The sequence below is a fragment of the Streptomonospora litoralis genome (genome assembly GCF_004323735.1).
Classification (GTDB): Bacteria; Actinomycetota; Actinomycetes; order Streptosporangiales; family Streptosporangiaceae; genus Streptomonospora; species Streptomonospora litoralis.
Genome location: NZ_CP036455.1, coordinates 1,274,657 through 1,296,127, shown reverse-complemented (window position 1 = coordinate 1,296,127; position 21,471 = coordinate 1,274,657). Strand labels below are relative to the sequence as shown.

15 protein-coding genes are annotated in these 21,471 nt (G+C 71.9%); 7 read left to right on the top strand and 8 right to left on the bottom strand.

All coding sequences use genetic code 11. The annotated features are described in order from the left end of the window. Positions 1-4: 4 nt before the first annotated feature. Positions 5-2,692 carry an alpha-glucan family phosphorylase gene (gene glgP / locus EKD16_RS05505; RefSeq protein WP_131097396.1) on the bottom strand — a complete coding sequence of 896 codons (2,688 nt, stop codon included), beginning with the start codon at positions 2,690-2,692 and terminating at the stop codon, positions 5-7. Positions 2,693-3,270: 578 nt separating this feature from the next. Here glgP and EKD16_RS05500 point away from each other — a divergent pair. From EKD16_RS05500 to glgB, 4 genes are all read left to right on the top strand, one after another. After that, positions 3,271-5,244 carry an alpha-1,4-glucan--maltose-1-phosphate maltosyltransferase gene (locus EKD16_RS05500; protein WP_131097395.1) on the top strand — a complete coding sequence of 658 codons (1,974 nt, stop codon included), beginning with the start codon at positions 3,271-3,273 and terminating at the stop codon, positions 5,242-5,244. A 152-nt stretch (positions 5,245-5,396) separates the two neighbouring features. Next, entirely contained in the window at positions 5,397-7,247 is a 1,851-nt protein-coding gene (treS, locus tag EKD16_RS05495) for a maltose alpha-D-glucosyltransferase (protein WP_242677390.1), read from the top strand. Positions 7,248-7,268: 21 nt separating this feature from the next. Beyond that, positions 7,269-8,696: a maltokinase N-terminal cap-like domain-containing protein gene (locus EKD16_RS05490; protein WP_131097394.1), complete on the top strand. Its 1,428-nt coding sequence runs from the start codon at positions 7,269-7,271 to the stop codon at positions 8,694-8,696. A 28-nt stretch (positions 8,697-8,724) separates the two neighbouring features. Then, positions 8,725-10,932, top strand: coding sequence for a 1,4-alpha-glucan branching protein GlgB (gene glgB / locus EKD16_RS05485; RefSeq protein WP_394347314.1), 2,208 nt, complete (start codon positions 8,725-8,727; stop codon positions 10,930-10,932). Between the two features lie 96 nt (positions 10,933-11,028). On the opposite strand, the gene EKD16_RS05480 is transcribed toward glgB, so the two are convergent. Next, positions 11,029-11,721, bottom strand: a complete 693-nt coding sequence (locus tag EKD16_RS05480; RefSeq protein ID WP_131097393.1) for a hypothetical protein — start codon at positions 11,719-11,721, stop codon at positions 11,029-11,031. Positions 11,722-11,824: 103 nt separating this feature from the next. Between EKD16_RS05480 and EKD16_RS05475 the strand changes: the two genes are divergently transcribed. Beyond that, positions 11,825-13,630 (top strand): S49 family peptidase, encoded by a 1,806-nt coding sequence (locus EKD16_RS05475; protein ID WP_131097392.1) that lies wholly within the window; start codon positions 11,825-11,827, stop codon positions 13,628-13,630. Between the two features lie 29 nt (positions 13,631-13,659). Next, positions 13,660-14,130, top strand: a complete 471-nt coding sequence (locus EKD16_RS05470) for a flavin reductase family protein (RefSeq protein WP_131102071.1) — start codon at positions 13,660-13,662, stop codon at positions 14,128-14,130. A 359-nt stretch (positions 14,131-14,489) separates the two neighbouring features. Here EKD16_RS05470 and EKD16_RS05465 read toward each other — a convergent pair whose 3' ends face one another. The 6 genes from EKD16_RS05465 to EKD16_RS05440 form a co-directional block, all read right to left on the bottom strand. After that, positions 14,490-15,383, bottom strand: coding sequence for an ABC transporter substrate-binding protein (locus EKD16_RS05465; protein ID WP_131097391.1), 894 nt, complete (start codon positions 15,381-15,383; stop codon positions 14,490-14,492). Positions 15,384-15,481: 98 nt separating this feature from the next. Then, a complete protein-coding gene (locus EKD16_RS05460; protein ID WP_131097390.1) occupies positions 15,482-16,168 on the bottom strand; it encodes an ABC transporter permease in 687 nt (228 codons plus the stop codon). After that, entirely contained in the window at positions 16,165-16,953 is a 789-nt protein-coding gene (locus EKD16_RS05455) for an ABC transporter permease (RefSeq protein ID WP_394347313.1), read from the bottom strand. Before EKD16_RS05455 ends, EKD16_RS05460 begins: the two co-directional genes overlap by 4 nt. Continuing rightward, positions 16,946-18,124 (bottom strand): ABC transporter ATP-binding protein, encoded by a 1,179-nt coding sequence (locus EKD16_RS05450; protein ID WP_131097388.1) that lies wholly within the window; start codon positions 18,122-18,124, stop codon positions 16,946-16,948. The genes EKD16_RS05455 and EKD16_RS05450 overlap by 8 nt, the downstream gene beginning before the upstream one ends. Before the next feature lie 107 nt (positions 18,125-18,231). Next, a complete protein-coding gene (locus EKD16_RS05445) occupies positions 18,232-18,891 on the bottom strand; it encodes an HAD family hydrolase (protein ID WP_242677245.1) in 660 nt (219 codons plus the stop codon). A gap of 82 nt (positions 18,892-18,973) precedes the next feature. Next, positions 18,974-19,630 carry an NUDIX hydrolase gene (locus EKD16_RS05440; protein WP_131102067.1) on the bottom strand — a complete coding sequence of 219 codons (657 nt, stop codon included), beginning with the start codon at positions 19,628-19,630 and terminating at the stop codon, positions 18,974-18,976. A gap of 289 nt (positions 19,631-19,919) precedes the next feature. On the opposite strand from EKD16_RS05440, the gene nadA reads away from it, so the two are divergent. Then, positions 19,920-20,918 carry a quinolinate synthase NadA gene (nadA, locus tag EKD16_RS05435; protein ID WP_131097387.1) on the top strand — a complete coding sequence of 333 codons (999 nt, stop codon included), beginning with the start codon at positions 19,920-19,922 and terminating at the stop codon, positions 20,916-20,918. Positions 20,919-21,471: the final 553 nt, after the last annotated feature.

The window sequence follows — 21,471 nt, the reverse complement described above, 5'->3', positions numbered from 1 at the left end:
CTCCTCAGCGCAGCACCATCTGGTCGCCGACTCCGTCGGGGGCGTCCGGGACGGCCACCAGCCCCAACTCCGCGGGTTCGCCGAGCAGCGGGTGACTCGGCAGCACCCGCACGGTGATACCGCAGTCCCCCGCGCGCGCCAGCGTCACCGCGCCGCTGTAGCGCACCGCGCCGGCTCGCTCCGCGGGGCGGTCGCCCGCCGCCGGGGCCTCCCGGCCCGCCGGTTTCGCCGAGTCCGCCGACACGGGCGGGCCGTCGGCCGAAAGCTCCTCCAGCACCGGCTCCACCAGCGCCTCCGGTTCCGCGTCGGAGACGCGCCCGATCGCCACCTCGACCCGCACGTCCTGCGGGCTCAGACCGCCGAGGTCGATCGACGCGCGCACCCGGAGGTCGCCGCCGACCTGCGGCGGCCCCTCGGTTCCAGTGGTCTCCACGTGCTCCACGCGCACCTTCGGCCAGGCGTCGCGCACCCGCTGCTTCCACAGGGCGAGCTCGCGGGCGCCGCTCAGGTCCGAGGCCGCCAGCATCCGCGAGGAGTCGGCGGCGCCCTGGTAGAGCCGCTCGACGTAGTCCTGCACCATGCGCGTGGCCAGCACCTTGGGACCCAGCGAGACGAGCGTGTGCTTGACCATTTCCAGCCACCGCTTGGGCAGCCCGCGGTCGTCGAAGTCGTAGAACAGCGGCACGACCTGCTGCTCGACGAGGTCGTACAGCGCCGCCGCCTCCAACGCGTCGCGCCGGTCGGGGTCGGCGACACCGTCGGCCGTGGGGATGGCCCAGCCGTTGGAGCCGTCGTACCACTCCTCCCACCAGCCGTCGCGCACCGACAGGTTCAGCCCGCCGTTGAGCGCGGACTTCATGCCCGAGGTGCCGCACGCCTCCAGGGGGCGCAGCGGGTTGTTCAGCCACACGTCGCAGCCCTGCACCAGCGAGCGGGCCAGGGCCATGTCGTAGTCGGGCAGGAAGACGATCCTGCGCCGCACGCGCGGGTCGTCGGTGAAGCGCACGATCTCCTGGATGAGGCGCTTGCCGCCTTCGTCGGCGGGGTGCGCCTTGCCCGCGACGACGATCTGCAGCGGCCGCTCGGGGTCGAGCAGCAGGGAGGCGAGCCGCTCCGGGTCGCGCAGCATCAGGGTCAGTCGCTTATAGGAGGGCACCCTGCGGGCGAACCCGATGGTGAGCACGTCGGGGTCGAGGACGTCGTCGACCCAGCCCAGTTCGGCGTCGCTGGCCCCGCGCCGCCGCCAGGACGCGCGCAGGCGTGCCCGCACGTCGGCCACCAGGCGTTCGCGCAGCGTGCGGCGCATCTCCCACAGTTCGGCCTCGGAGGCGTCGGTGACCTTGCGCCAGCCCTCCGCACGGGTGAACTCCCCGGTGTCGGGCACCATCCGGCGCGCCAGCTCCTGTGCCTCCTCGGCCACCCAGGTGCGGGCGTGGACACCGTTGGTGACGGCGGTGATCGGCACCTCGGCGGCGTCGAAGCCGGGCCACAGTCCGCGGAACATGTCGCGGCTGACCGCGCCGTGCAACCTGCTGACCCCGTTGACATGCTGGGCAATGCGCATGCCCATCACCGCCATGTTGAACACGCCCGCATCGCCGCCGGCGTAGTCCTCGGCACCCAGCCGCAGTACGTCCTCGGCGTCCAGGCCGGGCGCCACCGAGTCGCCGGGGGCGAAATGCCGGTGCACGAGGTCGCGGTCGAAGCGGTCGATCCCGGCCGACACAGGTGTGTGCGTGGTGAAGACGGTCCCCGCGCGGACGGCCTCGACCGCCTCGGCGAAGGACAGGCCGGCACTGACGTGCTCACGCACGCGCTCCACGCCGAGGAACCCGGCATGGCCCTCGTTCATGTGGAAGACCTCGGGCTCGGGGCACTCGTTGAGCCGGCAGTAGGCCCGCACGGCGCGCACGCCGCCCGCGCCCAGCAGCAGCTCCTGGCGCAGCCGGTGCTCCTTGCCGCCGCCGTAGAGGCGGTCGGTGACCCCGCGCAGGTCGGCGGGGTTGTCCTCGTGGGCGGCGTCCAGCAGCAGCAGCGGCACGCGCCCGACCCGGGCCACCCACACGCGGGCGCTCAGCCGCAGCCCGCCGGGGAGGTCCAGGCCGACGCCGACCGGTGCGCCGGCGCCGTCGCGCAGCTGGGTCAGCGGCAGCCCCCGGGGGTCGACCTCGGGGTAGTCCTCCAGCTGCCAGCCTTCGGGCGAGAGCGCCTGGCTGAAGTAGCCGTGCTGGTAGAGCAGGCCGACGCCGATGACGGGGGCGCCGAGGTCGCTGGCGCTTTTCAGGTGGTCCCCGGCGAGGATGCCCAGCCCGCCGGAGTACTGGGGCATCGCGGCGGTCAGGCCGTATTCGGCGGAGAAGTAGGCGACGGCGGCGGGGGCGTCGACCTCGCGGGCGTGGTGCTGGTACCAGCGGTCGCCCGCGAGGTAGTCGGCCAGGTCGGAGTCGGCGGCGCGCAGCCGCGCCAGGAAATCCCCGTCGCCGGCCAGCTCGGCGAACCGGTCCGCCGATACCTCGCCGAGCATGCGGAAGGGGTCCTGCCCGCACTGCTCCCAGACGGCGGCGTCCACGGCGGCGAAGATCTCGCGTGTGGGGGCGTGCCAGGACCAGCGGAGGTTGGCGGCGAGCCGCTCCAGAGGCGCGAGCTCGGCCGGCAGGACGGTGCGGACGGTGAATCTGCGAATTGCCTTCACGCAGCGTGAGGCTAGTCAATCGGGGGCCCGGGCGCGACCCGTCGCAGGCGTTTTGCCACAGTTCATGGAAAACTTCTCGTGCCGATCGTGTTTCCAAACCCCACATTTTGCTGGAAATTTACCGAAACCAGGATCTTTCTCGGCAACAAGGCATTCCGGAACACCGCAGATCCGCACCGGCGGTCGAACTTGTGTTTCCGGTCCAGGTGGAGACGAAACCCCTGGTGCGCGAGGTACACGAGCCCGACTACGGGGCCTACGACCGGTTCGTCGTATATGCCGGAACATCAGACTTCCCGCAGGTCAGCGGAACCTTGAAGCAGTGTGACGACAATCACAAAAATTACCCGCCTCGGGTTGTCGGCGCGGCCCGCGTTCCGGCCTGACGATAGACAGAGGAGCAGGCCCGCCCCGAAATGCCGAAGCCGACCTGAACGGCCATTCGGCCCTGCGGGCTGCCCTGGCGCAGCCTTGGAACGCCACACCCGACACAGTGGCGCCCGCGGCTCACATGGTTTACCCGGAAAATCCGACAAACCCGAGCAAACCTCGGGTATGACGACAATGATGGTGCACCTGTGATTGGACGCATTCCCATTCTCGACGTCTCGCCGGTCCTCGACTACGGGACCGCCAAAGCCGCCGCCGGCGAGACGCTCCCGGTCCGGGCCACGGTGATCCGCGAAGGGCACGACGCCCTGGGTGCCGGGGTCGCCCTCTACGACTCCCGCGGCCGCCGGCGGTCGCTGACCCGGATGCGGGAGATCGCACCCGGGACCGACCGCTACGGCGCCGACGTCACGGTCGGCCACGAGGGCAGGTGGAGCTTCAGCGTCGAGTCCTGGAGCGACCCGATGGCCACCTGGCGCCACGACGCCGCGATCAAGATCCCGCTCGGCCAGGACGTCGCGCTGATGCTGGAGGAGGGCGCGCGCCTGTTCGACCGCGCGGCACGGCGTGTACCCCGCCGCCCCGCCATGGCCCGCATCGCCGCGCTGCTGCGCGACGAGGCGCGCACGCCCGAGGAGCGCCTGGCCGGCGCCACCGCCCCGGGGGTGGTCGCGCAGTTGGAGGCCGACCCGCTGCGCGACCACGTCACCAAGACCAAGCGGTTCCCGCTGGTGGTGCACCGGCGCCGCGCGCTGGTCGGCTCCTGGTACGAGTTCTTCCCGCGCTCGGAGGGCGCGACGCTGGACGGCGAGGAGGGCGCCTGGCGCTCGGGCACCTTCGCGACGGCCGCCAAGCGGCTGCCGGCCGTCGCCGACATGGGCTTCGACGTCGTCTACCTGCCGCCCGTGCACCCGGTCGGCCGCTCCTTCCGCAAGGGTCCCAACAACACGCTGACCCCCGCACCGGGCGACCCCGGATCGGTCTGGGCGATCGGCTCGGCCGAGGGCGGGCACGACGCCGTCCACCCCGACCTGGGCACGCTCGACGACTTCGACGCCTTCGTCGCCGAGGCCGCCGAGCACGGCCTGGAGATCGCCCTGGATCTGGCACTGCAGTGCTCGCCCGACCATCCCTGGGTGCACGAGCACCCCGAGTGGTTCACGCACCGCGCGGACGGCTCCATCGCCTATGCCGAGAACCCGCCCAAGAAGTACCAGGACATCTATCCGCTGAACTTCGACGACGATCCCGAGGGGATCTACGCCGAAGTCCTGCGGATCGTCCGGTTCTGGATGGAGCGCGGAGTGCGCGTCTTCCGCGTGGACAACCCGCACACCAAGCCCGTCGCCTTCTGGGAGCGGCTGCTGGGCGAGATCGCCTCGACCGACCCCGACGTGGTCTTCCTGTCGGAGGCGTTCACACGCCCCGCGATGATGGCGGCACTGGCGCGGGCGGGATTCCACCAGTCCTACACCTACTTCACGTGGCGCAACGACAAGGAGGAGCTGGAGGACTATCTGAGCGAACTCAGCCGGGACTCCGCCCCCTACATGCGCCCCAACCTGTTCACCAACACCCCCGACATCCTCTCGGGCTACCTCCAGCACGGCGGGCGGCCGGCGTTCGAGGTACGCGCGATCCTCGCGGCGCTGGCCTCACCGGCGTGGGGCGTCTACTCCGGCTACGAGCTCTGCGAGAATACCCCGATAAAGCCCGGGAGCGAAGAATACCTCGACTCCGAGAAATACCAATACCGCCCCCGAGACTGGGCCGCCGCCGAGTCTTCGGGAAAGACCATCGCGCCCCTGCTGCGCACGCTAAACTCGCTCAGGCGCGCACACCCTGCCTTGCAGGAACTGCGCAACCTGCGGTTCCACCATGTCGACCAGCCGGAGCTGATCTGCTTTTCCAAACGGCTGGCCCGGGCCGGCGGCCAGGGGCGCGACGACGTCGTCCTCGCCGTCGTGAATCTCGACCCGCACCACGCGCATGAGGCCACTGTGCGGCTCGACCTGCCCGCTCTCGGGTTCAGTCCCGACTCCCGGATCGCCCTGACAGACCACCTTTCCGGGGAATCGTATGTCTGGGGAGAGGCAAATTATGTCCGCCTTGACCCACATTTCCAGTCCGCACACGTATTCACAGCAGGCCCCGCTGAATAAGTCCCGCACAAAGGGCTCTGCCTTGTATGAGGCGCGCCGCTCTTCGCACATCCGGGCCATTGCAGCGGAAGGCGCTGGAAGCCAACTCGTGGAGTAGCCTCGTGACCACTTCTGAGCCGGTGCCAGGCACCAGTCAAACGCCCCTTGCGGCCGTGCCCGATACCTTCACCCACGAGAAGCCCCGCGAACCGTACTGGTACAAGCACGCGGTCTTCTACGAGGTGCTCGTCCGCGGTTTCCACGACTCCAACGGCGACGGCACCGGCGACCTGCGCGGGCTGATCGAGAAGCTCGACTACCTCGAATGGCTGGGCATCGACTGCATCTGGCTGCTGCCCCTGTACGAGTCGCCGCTGCGCGACGGCGGCTACGACATCTCCGACTACATGAAGATCCTGCCGGAGTTCGGGCAGATCGCCGACTTCGTGGACCTCGTCGACCAGGCCCACCGGCGCGGTATCCGCGTCATCGCCGACCTGGTCATGAACCACACCAGCGACCGGCACCCGTGGTTCACCGCCTCGCGCGAGGACCCCGAGGGGCCCTACGGCGACTTCTACGTCTGGTCCGACACCACCGAGCGCTACGGCGACGCCCGCATCATCTTCGTCGACACCGAGCAGTCCAACTGGACCTACGACGAAACCCGCGGACAGTACTACTGGCACCGGTTCTTCTCCCACCAGCCCGACCTCAACTTCGAGAACCCGGCGGTGCAGGAGGCCATCCTGGAGGTGCTGCGCTTCTGGCTGGACCTGGGGATCGACGGCTTCCGCCTGGACGCGGTGCCCTACCTCTACGAGCGGGAGGGCACCGACTGCGAGAACCTCAAGGAGACCCACGAGTTCCTCAAGCGCATCCGCTCCGAGGTCGACCGCCTCTACCCCGACCGGGTGCTGCTCAGCGAGGCCAACCAGTGGCCTGCCGACGTCGTCGACTACTTCGGCGACTTCGAATCCGGCGGCGACGAGTGCCACATGAACTTCCACTTCCCGCTGATGCCGCGGATGTTCATGGCGGTGCGCCGCGAACAGCGCTACCCGATCTCGGAGATCCTCGCCCAGACCCCGCAGATCCCGAGCAACTGCCAGTGGGCGATCTTCCTGCGCAACCACGACGAGCTGACGCTGGAGATGGTCACCGACGAAGAGCGCGACTACATGTACGCCGAGTACGCCAAGGACCCGCGGATGCGCGCCAACGTGGGCATCCGCCGCCGCCTGGCGCCCCTGCTGGACAACGACAAGAACCAGATCGAACTGTTCACCGCGCTGCTGATGTCGCTGCCGGGCTCGCCGGTCCTCTACTACGGCGACGAGATCGGCATGGGCGACAACATCTGGCTGGGCGACCGCGACGCGGTGCGCACCCCGATGCAGTGGACCTCCGACCGCAACGCCGGGTTCTCGCGCTGCGACCCGGCGCGGCTCTACCTGCCGTTGATCCTGGACCCCATCCACGGCTACCAGGCGCTCAACGTGGAGGCCCAGCGCGACAACCCCGGGTCGCTGCTGAACTGGACGCGCAAGATGATCCAGATCCGCAAGCGCCACCCGGTCTTCGGCACCGGCGATTTCACGGAGCTGCACGCGAGCAACCCCAGCGTGCTGGCGTTCGTCCGCGAATACGGCGACGACCGCATGCTCTGCGTGAACAACCTTTCCCGGTTCCCGCAGCCGGTCGAGCTGGACCTGCGCCGGTTCGAGAACGTCACGCCCATCGAATGCATGGGTGGGGTGCGGTTCCCCGCGATCGGCGAGCTGCCCTACCTGCTGACGCTGCCCGGCCACGGCTTCTACTGGTTCCAGCTGCCACCCGTCGAGGAGGCCGACGGCCCCGCCCCCGACGACCGCAACCGACGAACGCGAACGACACAGCGGCCGGGTACGGCGACCGCGCGGCGACAGCCGGCGGACGCGGCGACCGGATCGGGCACCGCGACGCCCGAGCGGGGCGCCGGCGGCGCCTCCCGCAGCTCCGGCGCCCCCAGGCCGCGGCGATAAGCGGAAGAGGTTCACTCCGACATGACTCAGCTTGAGGAGCTCCTGGCCGACTGGATCCCACGGCAGAGGTGGTTCGCCGGAAAGGGGGCGCCCGTCGAGACCGTCACGATCGAGGCGGAGCATCCCCTCGTCTGCGGCGATCCCGGACTGCGCGTCCTGGTCGTCGACGTCGGCCAGCGGGGTTCCATATCCCGATACCAGGTGCTTCTCGGGCTGCGCCCGGTGGGGACGCTGCGCGACGAGCTGGCACACGCCGCCATCGGCGTGTGCCGGTTCGGCGGCGCCCCGCGCACGGTCTACGACGCCTCCCACGACCCTGAGCTGACCGCCCTGCTGCTGGACCGCCTGGCCCAGGGCGACGGCGGCGAGACGGACGCGCCCCGGGCCGCCGGCGGCGAGCCCCGGCCGTCCTCCGCCGGGCCCGCCCCGGCGGTGCGGTTCCGCCGCCTGTCCGGCATCACCGTGCGCACCGGCCAGCGCAGCCTGGTGCTCAAGGGCGAGCAGTCCAACACCTCGCTCGTCTACGGCGAGGACTACGTGCTGAAGGCATTCCGGCGGCTGTGGCCCGGACTCAACCCGGACCTGGAGCTGACCGCCGCGCTGGCGGATTCACCCTACGTCGCACGCCCCTACGCCTGGATCGAGGCCGACGTCGGCAAGGACGGCGCCGCCGTCCCCACCACGCTGGCCATGCTGCAGGAGTACATGCGCAGCGCCACCGACGGCTGGGTGCTGGCCGCCACCAGCGTGCGCGACCTCTACGCCAACCCCGGCGTGTCCCCCGCCGAGGCGGGCGGCGACTTCGCCGGCGAGGCCGAACGGCTGGGGGCGGCCACCGCTGCCGTGCACCGCGCGCTGGCCCGCGAACTCCCCACCGACGTGCTCACCCCCCGGGCGCTGCGCGAACTGGCCTCGTCCATGCTGGAGCGGCTGCGCCTGGCCACCACCGAGGTGCCCGAGCTGGCGCCCTACGCGGGCGTGCTGCGCAGCGCCTACGAGGCTTTCGCCCGCGTCGACGAGCCGCTGCCCATCCAGCGGGTGCACGGCGACTACCACCTCGGCCAGGTGGTGCGCACCGACTCCGGGTGGGTGCTGCTGGACTTCGAGGGCGAGCCCGCGGCACCCGTCGAGGAGCGCCAACGCCCCTCCAGCCCGCTGCGCGACGTCGCCGGAATGCTGCGCTCGTTCGACTACGCCGCCCGCTACCAGCTCGTCGGCTCCGCCTCAGCCGCGGAACTCGCGCCGTCGGCACGCGCCTGGGCACAGCGCAACCGCGACGCCTTCAGCTCGGGTTACGCCTTCGGCGGCGGCATCGACCCCGAGAAGCACCAGACGGTGCTGCGGGCCTTCGAGTACGACAAAGCCGTCTACGAGGTGCTCTACGAGGCGCACAACCGGCCCTCGTGGCTGCGCATCCCGTTGGACTCCATCGCGGCGCTGGCCGCGTGAACCGATCCGCCCACCACGAGACCCCAGGATGGCCACGATTCCCATGAGCGTCCCCGCCACGCAACTGACCGCCGAGATCGACCGGCTCGTCGCCGGCCGCCACCACGATCCGCACAGCCTGCTCGGTGCGCATCCCGGCACCGACGGGACCGCCGTGCGCGCTCTGCGACCGCTGGCGCGGTCGGTGCACGCGGTGCTGGAGGACGGCACCCGGATCGAGTTGCCGCACGTGCACCAGGGGGTCTTCGCCGGCACCGTGCCGGGTTCCCCGGCCCCCGACTACCGGCTCGCCGTCGTCTACGACTGCGGCGGAGAACCGGTCGAGACCCTCGCCGACGACCCCTACCGCCATCTGCCCACCCTGGGCGAGATGGACCTGCACCTGATCAGAGAAGGCCGCCATGAGGAGCTGTGGCGTGCCCTGGGTGCCCACACGCACACGTACCCCTCTCCCATGGGTGAGGTCGCCGGCGTGGGCTTCGCCGTATGGGCCCCCGGCGCTCAGGGAGTGCGGGTGGTCGGCGACTTCAACCACTGGGACGGCACCGCCCACCCGATGCGCTCGCTGGGCTCCAGCGGGGTGTGGGAGCTGTTCGTCCCCGGCATCGGCGACGGCGCGCTGTACAAGTTCCAGGTCCTGGGGCGCGACGGCGCATGGCGCGACAAGGCCGACCCGATGGCCTTCGCCACCCAGCGCCCGCCCGAGACCGCCTCGGCCGTCTACACCTCCGGCTACCGGTGGCGCGACGACGCCTGGCTTTCGGAGCGCAAGACGCAGGAGTGGGACCGCCGCCCGATGAGCGTCTACGAGGTGCACCTGGGCTCTTGGCAGCCGGGCCTGTCCTACCTGGAGCTGGCCACCCGGCTGGTGGCCCACGTGCGCGAGATGGGCTTCACCCATGTGGAGTTCCTGCCGGTGGCCGAGCACCCCTTCGGCGGATCCTGGGGCTACCAGGTCACCTCCTACTACGCGCCCACCGCGCGGTTCGGCTCACCCGACGATTTCCGCGCGCTCGTGGACGAACTGCACCGCGCCGGCATCGGCGTCCTGGTGGACTGGGTGCCCGCGCACTTCCCCAAGGACGAGTGGGCGCTGGCCCGCTTCGACGGCTCGCCCACCTACGAGCACCCCGACCCGCGCCGCGGCGAGCACCCCGACTGGGACACGCTGATCTTCGACTACGGCCGCACCGAGGTGCGCAACTTCCTGATCGCCAACGCGCTGTACTGGCTGGAGGAGTTCCACATCGACGGCCTGCGTGTCGACGCGGTCGCCTCGATGCTCTACCTCGACTACTCGCGCGAGGGCGGCGACTGGTCGCCCAACGAGTTCGGCGGCCGGGAGAACCTGGACGCGCTGGAGTTCCTCAAGGAGCTCAACAGCACGGCCTATCGGCGCAACCCGGGCATCATCATGGTCGCCGAGGAGTCGACGGCCTGGCCGGGTGTCTCGCGCCCGATCGAGCACGGCGGGCTGGGCTTCGGCTTCAAGTGGAACATGGGCTGGATGCACGACACCCTGGAGTACGTCAAGCGCGACCCGATCCACCGGCAGTACCACCACAACGAGATCACGTTCTCCATGGTCTACGCCTACAGCGAGAACTACATCCTGCCGCTGTCGCACGACGAGGTCGTGCACGGCAAGGGGTCGCTGCTCTACAAGATGCCCGGGGACGAGTGGCGGCGCTTCGCCGGGCTGCGCGGACTGCTGGGCTACATGTGGTCCCACCCGGGTAAGCAGCTGCTGTTCATGGGCGGCGAGATCGGCCACGGCGACGAGTGGTCGCACGAGGCGGGCGTGCAGTGGTGGCTGCTCGACCACGCCTACCACCGGGGCGTGCGCTCCCTGGTCGCCGAGCTGAACCGCGTCTACCGCGACACCCCGGCGCTGTGGTCGCTGGACACCGACCCGGCCGGGTTCACCTGGCTGGAGGGCGGCGACGACTCCGGGAACACGCTCGCCTTCCTGCGCCACGGCGAGGACGGTTCGGTGCTGGCGTGCCTGGTCAACTTCTCCCCGGAGACGCACACCGGGCGCCGGGTGGGTCTGCCGCGCACCGGGCACTGGCGCGAGGTCCTCAACACCGACTCGGCGGACTTCGGCGGCAGCGGGGCCGACGCCGCGGGCCCGTCGGGGACCGTGCGGGCCGAGGCGGTGGAGTGGAACGGCCAGCCCGCTTCGGCGACGCTGACCGTTCCGCCGCTGGGCACGGTCTGGCTCGCCCCGGCCTGAGCGCGGTGCGCGCCGGCGTGGCACCGAGCTGCCGGCGGGGAGGCGGCAACCGCCCTCCCCGCCGGCAGCGGAACGGCGCGGCCGAGCGGCGGCGCCTCAGTCGCGCTCGTAGCCGTCGGTGTTCATCGACTTCGCGATCTTGTCGTACAGCGCGGAGTACTGCGCGTCGACCGACCAGACATAGACCGCGATGTCGCTCTGGGGCAGGAACCACAGCCGCACCTCGAAGGTGTCGCCGTTCTGGCAGCTCACCTTCCACTCCCGGTGGTGGGACTTGAGGCCGTCGGCGTGGGTGGTCAGCCCTTGCGCGTTCTCGACCTCCAGCTTCTCGGCGCCGGTGACCGGAACGTCTCCCGCGGCGGCGGTGCCCAGGCTGCGGCACACCGAGGGGTCCGAGGCCCACCCGTCGGCCGAGTCGAACTGGGTCTTGGGCCACTTGTTCGGGTCGTTCTCGGCCACGTGCGGGATAACCTGCACCGCCCCGTAGCCGCAGGTGCCCTGACCGGGAGGGCGCATGCACAGCTGCCCGCCGGTCTTGTCGATGCTCCAGTTCTTCGGCGCACCGATCTTGATGCCCTGCACTTCGACCGTGGTCAAGCCGTCGGCGGGCGGGGCGGGTTCGGCCGCGGCCACCACGTTGCTGTAGGTCGAATCGGGGCTGGGCACGGCGCCGGAGCCGCCGGAGCCGCCGAGACCGCAACCCGAGGCCAGCAGGACCAGTGCCGCGCCGGCCGCGGCGGCGGTCGCTGCGGCGGTCCTGGACCGCGCTGTACCGGACGTGCCGGACATGGGGTTCCCTTCTGCGTCCACGCTTGACCCCACGACGATAGCGGCCCGCAGCGCCCGCCGCGCCACCCCTGAGCGCCGCGCCGAGAGCTAATAGCCTGTGACCATGGTGCTATCGGTCAAGCTGCTCGATCCCGTGTCCCGACTGCAGCAGCGGCGCAGCGGCCCGCTGATACTGGAGCTCGACCTCACCGAAGGGCTGGCCGAGGAGGCGCCGGCCGACCCGGTGGGCCAGCTGATGGCCAAGCGCCACCAGCAGTTGCGCGACGTCGTCGAGGGCGTCCGCCGCGGAGCGCACGACCCGCGGGTCAAGGCGCTGGTGGCCAGGATCGACGGGCGACCGCTGGGCTTCGCCAAGGTGCAGGAGGTCCGCGCGGCCGTCGCGGCGTTCCGCGCGGCGGGCAAGGACACCGTCGCCTGGTCGGAGTCCTTCGGCGACTTCGGCCCCGGCACGGTCTCCTACTACCTGGCCACCGCCTTCGCCGAGGTGAATCTGCTGCCGACGGGGTCGGTGGGGCTGACCGGCGTGAGCGTCGGGACCACGTTCCTCGGCGACGCGGTGGAGCGGCTGGGGGTGCGCTTCGAGGGCGGCGCGCGCCACGAGTACAAGAACGCGCCCGACAAGTTCACCGAGAGCGGCTACACCGAACCCCACCGCGAGATCACCGAGCGGCTGGTCGCCTCGCTGTCCGATCAGGTCGCCGAGGGTATCGCCGAAGGGCGCGGGCTGACGGCCGAACGCGTGCGCGAGCTCACCGACCGCGGCCCGCTGCTGGCCGCCGAAGCGCTGGAGGCGGGCCTGGTGGACCGGCTGGCCTACCGCGACGAGGTCTATGCCGAACTGCGCGGCCGCTACGCGGGTTCCGCGGGCGCCGGTGCGGGCTCTTCGGACGCCGCGACGCGGGAGGAGTCCGCCGGGTCGGGCGACGGCGCGACCGGCTCCGCGCCGCAGCCGGCGCGCGGCGGCGAGAACGGCGCGCGGCTGCTCTACGTCGGCCGCTACCGGCACCGGACCGCGGCGTCGGAGCGGATGCCGGGGCGCACCGGCGGCTACATCGCGCTGATCACCGCGACGGGCATCATCACCTCCGGGCGCAGCCGCCGGTCGGCCCTGGGCGGCGAGACCATGGGCGCCGACACCGTCGCGGCGGCGCTGCGCGCCGCCCGCGGCGACCGCAGCGTGCGCGCCGTGGTGTTCCGGGTGGACAGCCGCGGCGGTTCGGCCGTCGCCTCCGACGTCGTCCGCCGCGAGGTCGCCCTCACCCGCCAGGCGGGCACGCCGGTCGTCGCCTCGCTCGGCGACGTCGCCGGCTCCGGCGGCTACCACATCGTGATGGAGGCCGACGCGATCGTGGCCCGGCCCGGCACGCTGACCGGATCCATCGGCGTCTACGCCGGCAAGCCGGTGCTGACGGGCCTGCTGGAGCGGCTGGGCGTCAACAGCGAGTCCGTCGACGGCGGCGCCCACGCGACCATGTTCGGTCCCGACCGCGGCTTCAGCGATTCGGAGTGGGAGCGTGTCAACGCGCTGCTCGACGCCACCTACGCCGACTTCACCGGCAAGGTCGCCCGTGCCCGCGGGCTCAGCGACGAGCAGGTCGACGCGGTGGCCCGCGGACGCATCCTCACCGGCCGCGACGCCCACGCCGGCGGCCTGGTCGACGATCTGGGCGGGCTGCCGGCCGCGGTGCGCCTAGCGCGGGAGAAGGCGGACCTGCCCGGCGGGCGGCTGCGCTCGTTCCCGGTGCGCGGTCCCTGGGAACGCCTGGTGCCGGCCGAGTCCAGCGAGGACCGCGCGCAGGCGCCGCAGTCGGCGCTGGGCCTGAGCGGCGACCTGGCCGAGCTGGCGGCGCGCGCCGGGGTGCCCGGTTCCGCGCCGCTGCTGATGCCCGACGCCTGGGAGATCCGGTGACGGTCAGCACAGCGGAGTTCACCGAGACCATGGCGCGGTTCGCCACCGGCGTGACGGTGGTGACCGTGCAGGACGACCGCGACGACATCGGCAGCACCGTCAGCGCCTTCACCTCGGTCTCGGCCGACCCCCCGCTGGTCATGGTGGGGGTTTCGGCGCAGAGCTACCTGGTGGAGGTTATCGACGCGCAGAACCGGTTCGCCGTCAACGTGCTGGGCGAGGGCCAGCGGGCGCTCGCGGGCCGGTTCGCCGCCGAGGGGCGGCCCAGCGCACGGCTGCTGCTGGCGAACGAACCGCATCGGCGCGGCGAGCTGACCGGGGCGCTGCTGCTGGAGGACGCGATCGGGGCCATGGAGTGCACCGTCGAACAGCGCGTGGCGGCCGGAGACCACGTGGTCTACATCGTCGCAGTCGAGGCGGTGCCGGCGGTCGGTTCGGGACGCCCGGCCGACGCGCGGCCGCTGGTCCGCTTCGGCGGCCGATACCGCGCTCTGGGCTGAGCCAAACTCCCTAGAGAGATAACCCTTCGCGTTCCGGCCGCCACGGCTTTGTGTGCGGCGGCGCTAGTGCACCACGCCGGCGGGGCGTCGTCCAATGGAGGTATGGATGGCTTCTACACCGTGCTGGGAATCCTCGTGGCCGGGCTCATCCTGGCCATGATCCTCTGAGTCCCCCCGCCCCCGCGGCCGAACCACGCCTACGACCCGCCCGAGACCCGCGCACGTACCCCTACGGCTCTGCACAGCAAGGCTCTGCACAGCATGCGCACACCGAGACGCCGACGGCGCAGCACCGCCCGCCTCCCGCGGGAACGGGTGCTGCGCCGCCGTCTCGATTCGGGCCGGGCCGGCACGGGTGGCTAGTCGAGCCCCGCCTCGGCCAGCCAGTCGGCGGCCACCACGTCGGCCTCCTCGTGGTCGATCTGCACGCGGGCGTCGAGTTCGATCAGCGTCTCGGTGGTCAGCTCGGCCGAGACCGCGTTGAGCACGTCGCGGGCCTGTTGGCCGACGGCCTCCTTGTTGATCAGCGGTGTGACGTTCTGCGAGCCGAACAGGTTCTCCGGGTCCTCCAGCGCGACGAAGTCGCCGGTGGTGAAGGCGGGGTTGGTGGTGAAGAGGTTGGCCGCCTGGATGTCGCCGCCGCGCAGCCCCTCGACCAGCAGGTTGCCCTCCAGCGGCCGGAACCCGCCGAACTCCACGCCGTAGGTGTCGGCGAGGCCGGGCACTCCCTGGGGGCGGGTCTCGAACTCGGCGGGCGCGCCCAGGGTCATGTCGCCGGCCACGCGCTGCAGGTCGCCGATGGTGGTCAGGTTCTCCTGCTCGGCGGTTTCGCTGGTGACGGTGATGGAGTCCTTGTTCTGGGCCGGAGACGACTCCAGGATCGCCAGGTTGTCGGGCAGCGCCGCGCGCACCGCCTCGTTGGTCTCCTGGGTGTCGCCGGATTCGGCCTCGGGTTCGAGGTAGAAGAGGATGCCGCCGTTGTACTCGGGGAACACCGACAGGTTCCCCTGGGCGATCTGGTCGTAATAGACCTCGCGGCTGCCGATGTCCAACTGGGTCTCGACTTCGATGTCCTCGGCTTCGAGGGCCTTGGCGTAGATGTGGGCCAGCAGGGTGCTCTCGGGGAAGTTCGCCGACCCGACGACGAGGGCGCCGCCGCCCTCACCGGAGTAGGGGTCCTGGCCGCCGCCGCAGGCGGCCAGCAGGAGCAGCAGCGGGACCGTGGCGGGCGCCAGTCGCGTCGGAGTGCGCATGGTTCACCTTCTCGTTGTGCGGGTGCGGATGTGGCGATCGGCTGTTGTGGGGGTGGGAACGCAGAGGCCGGGAGGGGCCGGCCCGCGAGCGGGCCGGGTCAGGCCGAGGACGCGGCCGCCGATCGGGCGCGCAGGCCGCGGGCGACGACCCAGCGGCGCAGCAGCGCGAACAACCCGGTGACCGCAAGGGCGAGCACCACCACCAGCAGCGCTCCGCCCAGGATCTGCTCGATGATCTGCTGGGACTGGCCGTCGACGATGAACCGCCCCAGCCCGCCGATGCCGACATAGGCGGCGATGGTGGCGGTGGAGACGACCTGGATCGCGGCCGTGCGCAGGCCGAGCAGGATCAGCGGCATGGCCATCGGCACCTCCAGGCGCCTCAGCACCTCGCCACCCCGCATGCCCATGCCCCGGGCGGCGTCGGTGAGCTGCGGGTCGACCCCGCGCACGCCCTCGTAGGTGTTGACCAGGATGGGCGGGACGGCCAGGGCCACCAGCGCCACCAGCACCGGGACCAGACCCAGCCCCATGCCCAGCACCACCAGGGTGAGCACGCCGATCGTGGGCAGCGCGCGGGCGAAGTTGGCCAGGCTGATGGCCAGGAACCCGCCGCGCCCGGTGTGGCCGGTGAGCAGCCCCACCGGCACCGCGATCGCCGCGGCGATCAGCAGGGCCAGCAGCGAGTAGTAGACGTGTTCGGCGAAGCGGACGGGGATGCCGCCGGACCCGCTCCAGTTCTCCGGCCGGGCGAACCAGGACGCCACGTCGACGACGATGTTCACACCGCCTCCTCCTTCCCGGCCCGGGCCGCGGGCGGCGGGCTGCGGCGCACCGGTGGGCGGCCCGCCCCGGATCTGCGAATGCGCCGGGCCGGGCGCCGGTCCCGGGCCCAGGGGGTCAGCGCGCGCTGCGTCAGCACCAGCAGCCCGTCGGTGGCGAAGGCCAGCGCCACCGACAGCGCGATGCCCACCACGACCGGGGCAACGAAGTCGCGGGCGAAGCCGTAGGTGAGGATGATGCCGCCGAGCCCGCCCAGGCCCACCAGGGAGGCGACGCTGACCATGCTGATGGTGGCCACCGAGGCGACGCGCAGCCCCGCGATGATGACGGGCACGGCCACCGGCAGCTCCACACGCAGCAGCCGGCGCAGCGGGCCGAATCCCATGGCGACCGCGGCCTGGCGCACGTGCTCGGGCACCTGGTTGAGGCCGTCGACGACGTTGGGCACCAGGATCGCCAGGGTGTAGAGCGCCAGCGGGATGATGGCGGTCCACGGGCTGAACGAGGTGTAGGGCAGCAGCAGGAAGAACAGCGCCAGCGACGGGATGGCGTAGAGCGCGTTCACCCCGCCCAGCACGGGCGGGTAGACGGCGCGGTAGCGGACGCTGAGCACACCCAGCGGAACGGCCAGGACCAGGCCGATCGCGACGGAGGCGTAGGAGAGCAGCATGTGCTCGGCCAGCAGGGGGCCCACCGGGTCGTCCAGGTTCGCCCAGCCCCACCTCCAGCTCTCGACCGCCCAGCCCCACAGCGGGTGGGCGGCCGCGCCCTGGGCCGCGTCAGTCATCGCCGCCATCCGCAGCGGCCTGCGCGGCGGGCTCGGCCTCCGCGGCGCCCGCGTCGTCGGCGCCCACGGCCCAGATGGCCGAACCCAGCTCGGTCTGGGCGACGGCGCCCAGCGCCGTGCCGTCGTCGGCCACGCCCACCGCGCGCCCCGCCGGGGAGAGCACGGCGGCGTCCAGCGCGGCGCGCAGCGAGTCGGTGGAGACGGTGAAGACGTGGCCGTAGCCGACCAGGTCCAGATCGGCGACGCCGCGGCCGCCCTCGGCCGCGGTGACGGCCTCGGCGCCGACCCAGCCCAGCGGGTGGCGCTCGGAATCGACGGCCAGCAGCCAGGGCTCGCCGGTGCGGCGGGCCACCTCGCGCGCCTCGGCCGCTGTCGCGCCGGCGGCGAGGATGATGTCGCTGCGCAGCGGGAGGTCGCGGGCGGGAAAGAACGACAGCCGGCGCACACCGCGGTCGTAGCCGACGAACGCCTCGACGAAGTCGTCGACGGGCTCGGCCAGCAGCCGCTCGGGGCGGTCGAGTTGGGCGAGTCGGCCGCCGGGGCGCAGCACGGCGATGCTGTCACCGACCTTGACCGCCTCGTCGATGTCATGGGTGACGAAGACCACCGTCTTCTGCAGTTCCGCCTGGAGCCGCAGCAGTTCGTCCTGCAGGCCGTTGCGCACCACGGGGTCGACGGCGCTGAACGGCTCGTCCATCAGCAGTACGGGCGGGTCGGCCGCCAGCGCGCGGGCCACGCCGACGCGCTGCTGCTGGCCCCCGGAGAGCTGGTGGGGGTAGCGGGCGCCGTGTCCGGATTCGAGCCCCACCAGCTCCATCAGCTCGCGTGCGCGCTCGCGGGCCCGCTGCTTCCGCCAGCCCAGCAGCAGCGGCACCGTGGCGATGTTGTCGAGGACGGTGCGGTGCGGGAACAGCCCGGCCTGCTGGATGACGTAGCCGATGGAGCGGCGCAGTACAGGCGGGTCCTGGCCGCGGACGTCCCGGCCGTCGATGGTCACCCGGCCGGCCGTGGGCTCGACCAGGCGGTTGATCATGCGCAGCGCGGTGGTCTTGCCGCTGCCGGAGGATCCGACCAGGACCGTGGTGTGTCCTGTGGGCACGGTCAGATCGAGGCTGTCGACGGCGACGGTGCCGTCGGGGTACTGCTTGCTCACGCCCTCGAAGGTGATCATGTGCTGGTTGGTGTCTCTCCTCGGGGCGTCGCACGCCGGTCCGTCGTTCGGTTGCGTTTACCCCGCTCAGCCGGGGCCAAACCGGGGTGGTCGCGGGCGGGCGCGGATCAGTCCGCCTGGTCGGCGACCCACCGGGGCAGCTCGGCCAGCCCGTCGAGCACGGTGTCGGCTTGGGCCGCCTCGGTGCGCCCGGCGTGCAGGTAGCCGAGCATGCCGCGGCGCAGCAGCGCGGCGCGCAGCCCGGCCCGCCGGGCGGGCAGCACGTCGTTGTCGAGGCGGTCGCCTACGTAGAGGATCTCGGCCGGGGTGTGGCCGGTTGCGGACACGACCCGGGTGAAGAACGCCGGGTCCGGTTTGGCCACTCCCCAGTCGTCGGAGACGTGGATCTGGTCGGCGGGCAGGTCCATGGCGGCCAGGATGGCGCCGGCGGCCGTGGGCTGGTTGCCGGCGACGACCACGCTCAGGCCCATCGCACGCAGGTCGGCCAGGGCGGGGCGGACGTCGGGGTAGAGGTCGTCGGAGTCGAAGTTCTCGCGCAGCGACTCCGGCTCCTCGGCCAGCCAGGCGGCGGACTCGGCGCCGAGCTCGAAGCCGGGTTTGACGAGCCGGAACGCCTCGATCAGCGGGCGGCCCTCGGCGAGCACGGCCCCCAAGAGCCCGAAGAACGCCAGCCGCGGCACTCCGAGCCGGTCGGCCCACCGCTCGAAGATGCGGGTCTCGTCGATGAGGGTCTCGCCGACGTCGAGCACCACACTGCGAATCTTCACGAAAGGGACGCTAACACGGGGGTACGACACGCCCCGGGCCCGACCAGCGGATGTCGCGGGCGCGCGCCGTTGCGCGGGCGCGTCAGGCGCCCGCCGGCGGGCGCAGCACCGCGAACGCGTCGGTGATCTCCAGGCGGCGGGCGCGGAAGCGGAACAGCGCCGCGGGGCGGCCGCCCGAGCGGCCCGAGGGGACGAATCCGCCGGTCTCCTCGATCTGGCCGCGGCGCAGCAGGACGCGGCGCAGGTTGGTGGCGGCGACGTCGTGGCCCAGTGCGGCGCGGTAGTAGCGCGACAGCTCCGAGACGGTGAACTCGGGCGGCGCCAGTGCGAAGCCGACGTTGGTGTAGGAGAGCTTGGCGCGCAGCCGCTTGCGCCCCGAATGCACGATCGCGGCGTGGTCGAAACCCATGTCGGGCAGTTCGGACGCGGCGTGCCAGCTGGTGTCCTCGGGCACCACCGGGTCGATGTCGGCGGGCACCAGGCCGAGGTAGGCCGTGGCCAGGATGCGGCCCTGCGGATGGCGGCCGGGGTCGCCGCGCGTCTCCAACTGCTCCAGGTGGGTGAGGTCGCGCACATCGACCTTCTGCGCCAACTGGCGGCGGATCGAGACGTCCAGCCCTTCGACGGCACCCAGGCGGCCGCCCGGCAGCACCCAGTGCTCCTCGTAGGGCCGGCGCGCACGCTGCCACAGCAGCACGCTCAGCTTGTCGCCGCGGATCTGGAAGACCACCGCCAGCACCTCGTGGCCCGAGTCCGCTGTGCCGTCGGTCTGCTCGGATACCGGGGCGCCCGCCTCGGGCGCTTCGTCGTAGAGCGCCTGCGTCGCGGCCTCACTGCCCCTCACGACTGCGCCCTCCCGGTTGCGCTGACTGCCCCTGTCCCGGCCATGAGTCCCCATGTTAGAGTGTTACGAGTTTTTGCCTGCAAGACAAAAACCGGTTGCGGGCAGATCGCCGCAGCCACCGCGAGAGCCGGCGCCCCCGGACACCGGATCACCGGACCTCTCCCCTCGTAGGAAGAGCACGGACATGGCAACCGTCACCGCCGCAGCAGAGACCGCGACCCGCCGGGAGTGGGCCGCAGAGGTCCGCCGGCTGGCGAAGAGCCGCGACGCGGTCATCCTCGCCCACAACTACCAGCGCCCCGAGATCCAGGACGTGGCCGACCACACCGGCGACTCCCTCGCACTGTCGCGCCTGGCCGCCGAGGTGGACGCGAGCACGATCGTCTTCTGCGGAGTCCACTTCATGGCCGAGACGGCCAAGATCCTCTCGCCGGAGAAGACGGTCCTGCTGCCCGAGCCTGCCGCGGGCTGCTCGCTGGCCGACACGATCACCGCCGAGGACGTGCGCAACTGGCGCGCGGAGCACCCGGGCGCGACCGTCGTCGCCTACGTCAACACCAGCGCGGCGGTCAAAGCCGAGACCGACATCTGCTGCACCTCCTCCAACGCGGCCGACGTGATCCGATCCATCCCCGAGGATCGGGAGATCCTGTTCCTGCCCGACCAGTTCCTCGGCGCCCACGTCAAGCGGATCACCGGGCGCGACAACATCCACGTGTGGATGGGCGAGTGCCACGTGCACGCCGGGATCGACGGGCACACCCTGCGCGAACGCGTCGCCGCCGAGCCCGACGCCGAGCTGTACGTGCATCCCGAGTGCGGCTGCGCCACCTCCGCCCTCTACCTGGTGGGTTCGGGGGCGGTACCCCAGGAGCGGGTCAAGGTCCTCTCCACCGGCGGCATGCTCAGCGCCGCGGAGGAGTCCTCGGCGGGCAAGGTACTGGTGGCCACCGAGACCGGAATGCTGCACCAGCTGCGCTCGGCCAACCCCTCCACCGCCTTCGAGGCCGTGAACCCGCGGGCGGAGTGCCACTACATGAAGATGATCACCGCCGAGAAGCTGCTCGGATCGCTGCGCGACGGCAGCGGCGAGATCCTGGTCGACGACGAGACCGCGGCCAAGGCGCGCCGCTCGGTCGAGCGGATGGTCGCCATCGGCACCCCTTCGCGCGGCGGGGAGTGAGCCAGCGCGGCAGGCGGCGGGAGTGAGCGCGGACGGCAGTGGGTGAGGGCGACGGGATAGGAGACGGCGACGGGACCGCGTAGTTGCGCCCGCGCCCAACGGGCCGGGTGCCCGACGGTGGCGGTGGTCGGCGAGGGCGGCCCCGGTCTACTGTGCGGCCTTGCTGGCCTGCCGGGCGACGGGCGGACTTCACCGGAAAGCGGCGGCGAGGGCACCGCGGGGTGACGCCCCCGCCCAACGGGGCGGGTACTCGCCGGTGGCGGTGGTCGACGAATCGGCGGCTCGGCTCTGCTGCGCGGCCTTGCTGGCCTGCCGGACGACGGGCGGACTTCACCGGAAAGCGGCGCCGAGGACGGCGGCGGGCCGGGCCTGCGGTTGACGCGCCGGGTGCTCGCCGGTGGCGGCGGCCGACGGGGGCAGCGACGGCAGCACTGGGGCCGGGCTCGCGGACGTCGGTTCGGTGCTCGCCGGGTGCCCACTCGACGAGGCGGCGACGACGGCGGGGCCGGGCCTGCGGTGGTCGGCGGCGGTCACCGCCCCTGGCCGCGGATGG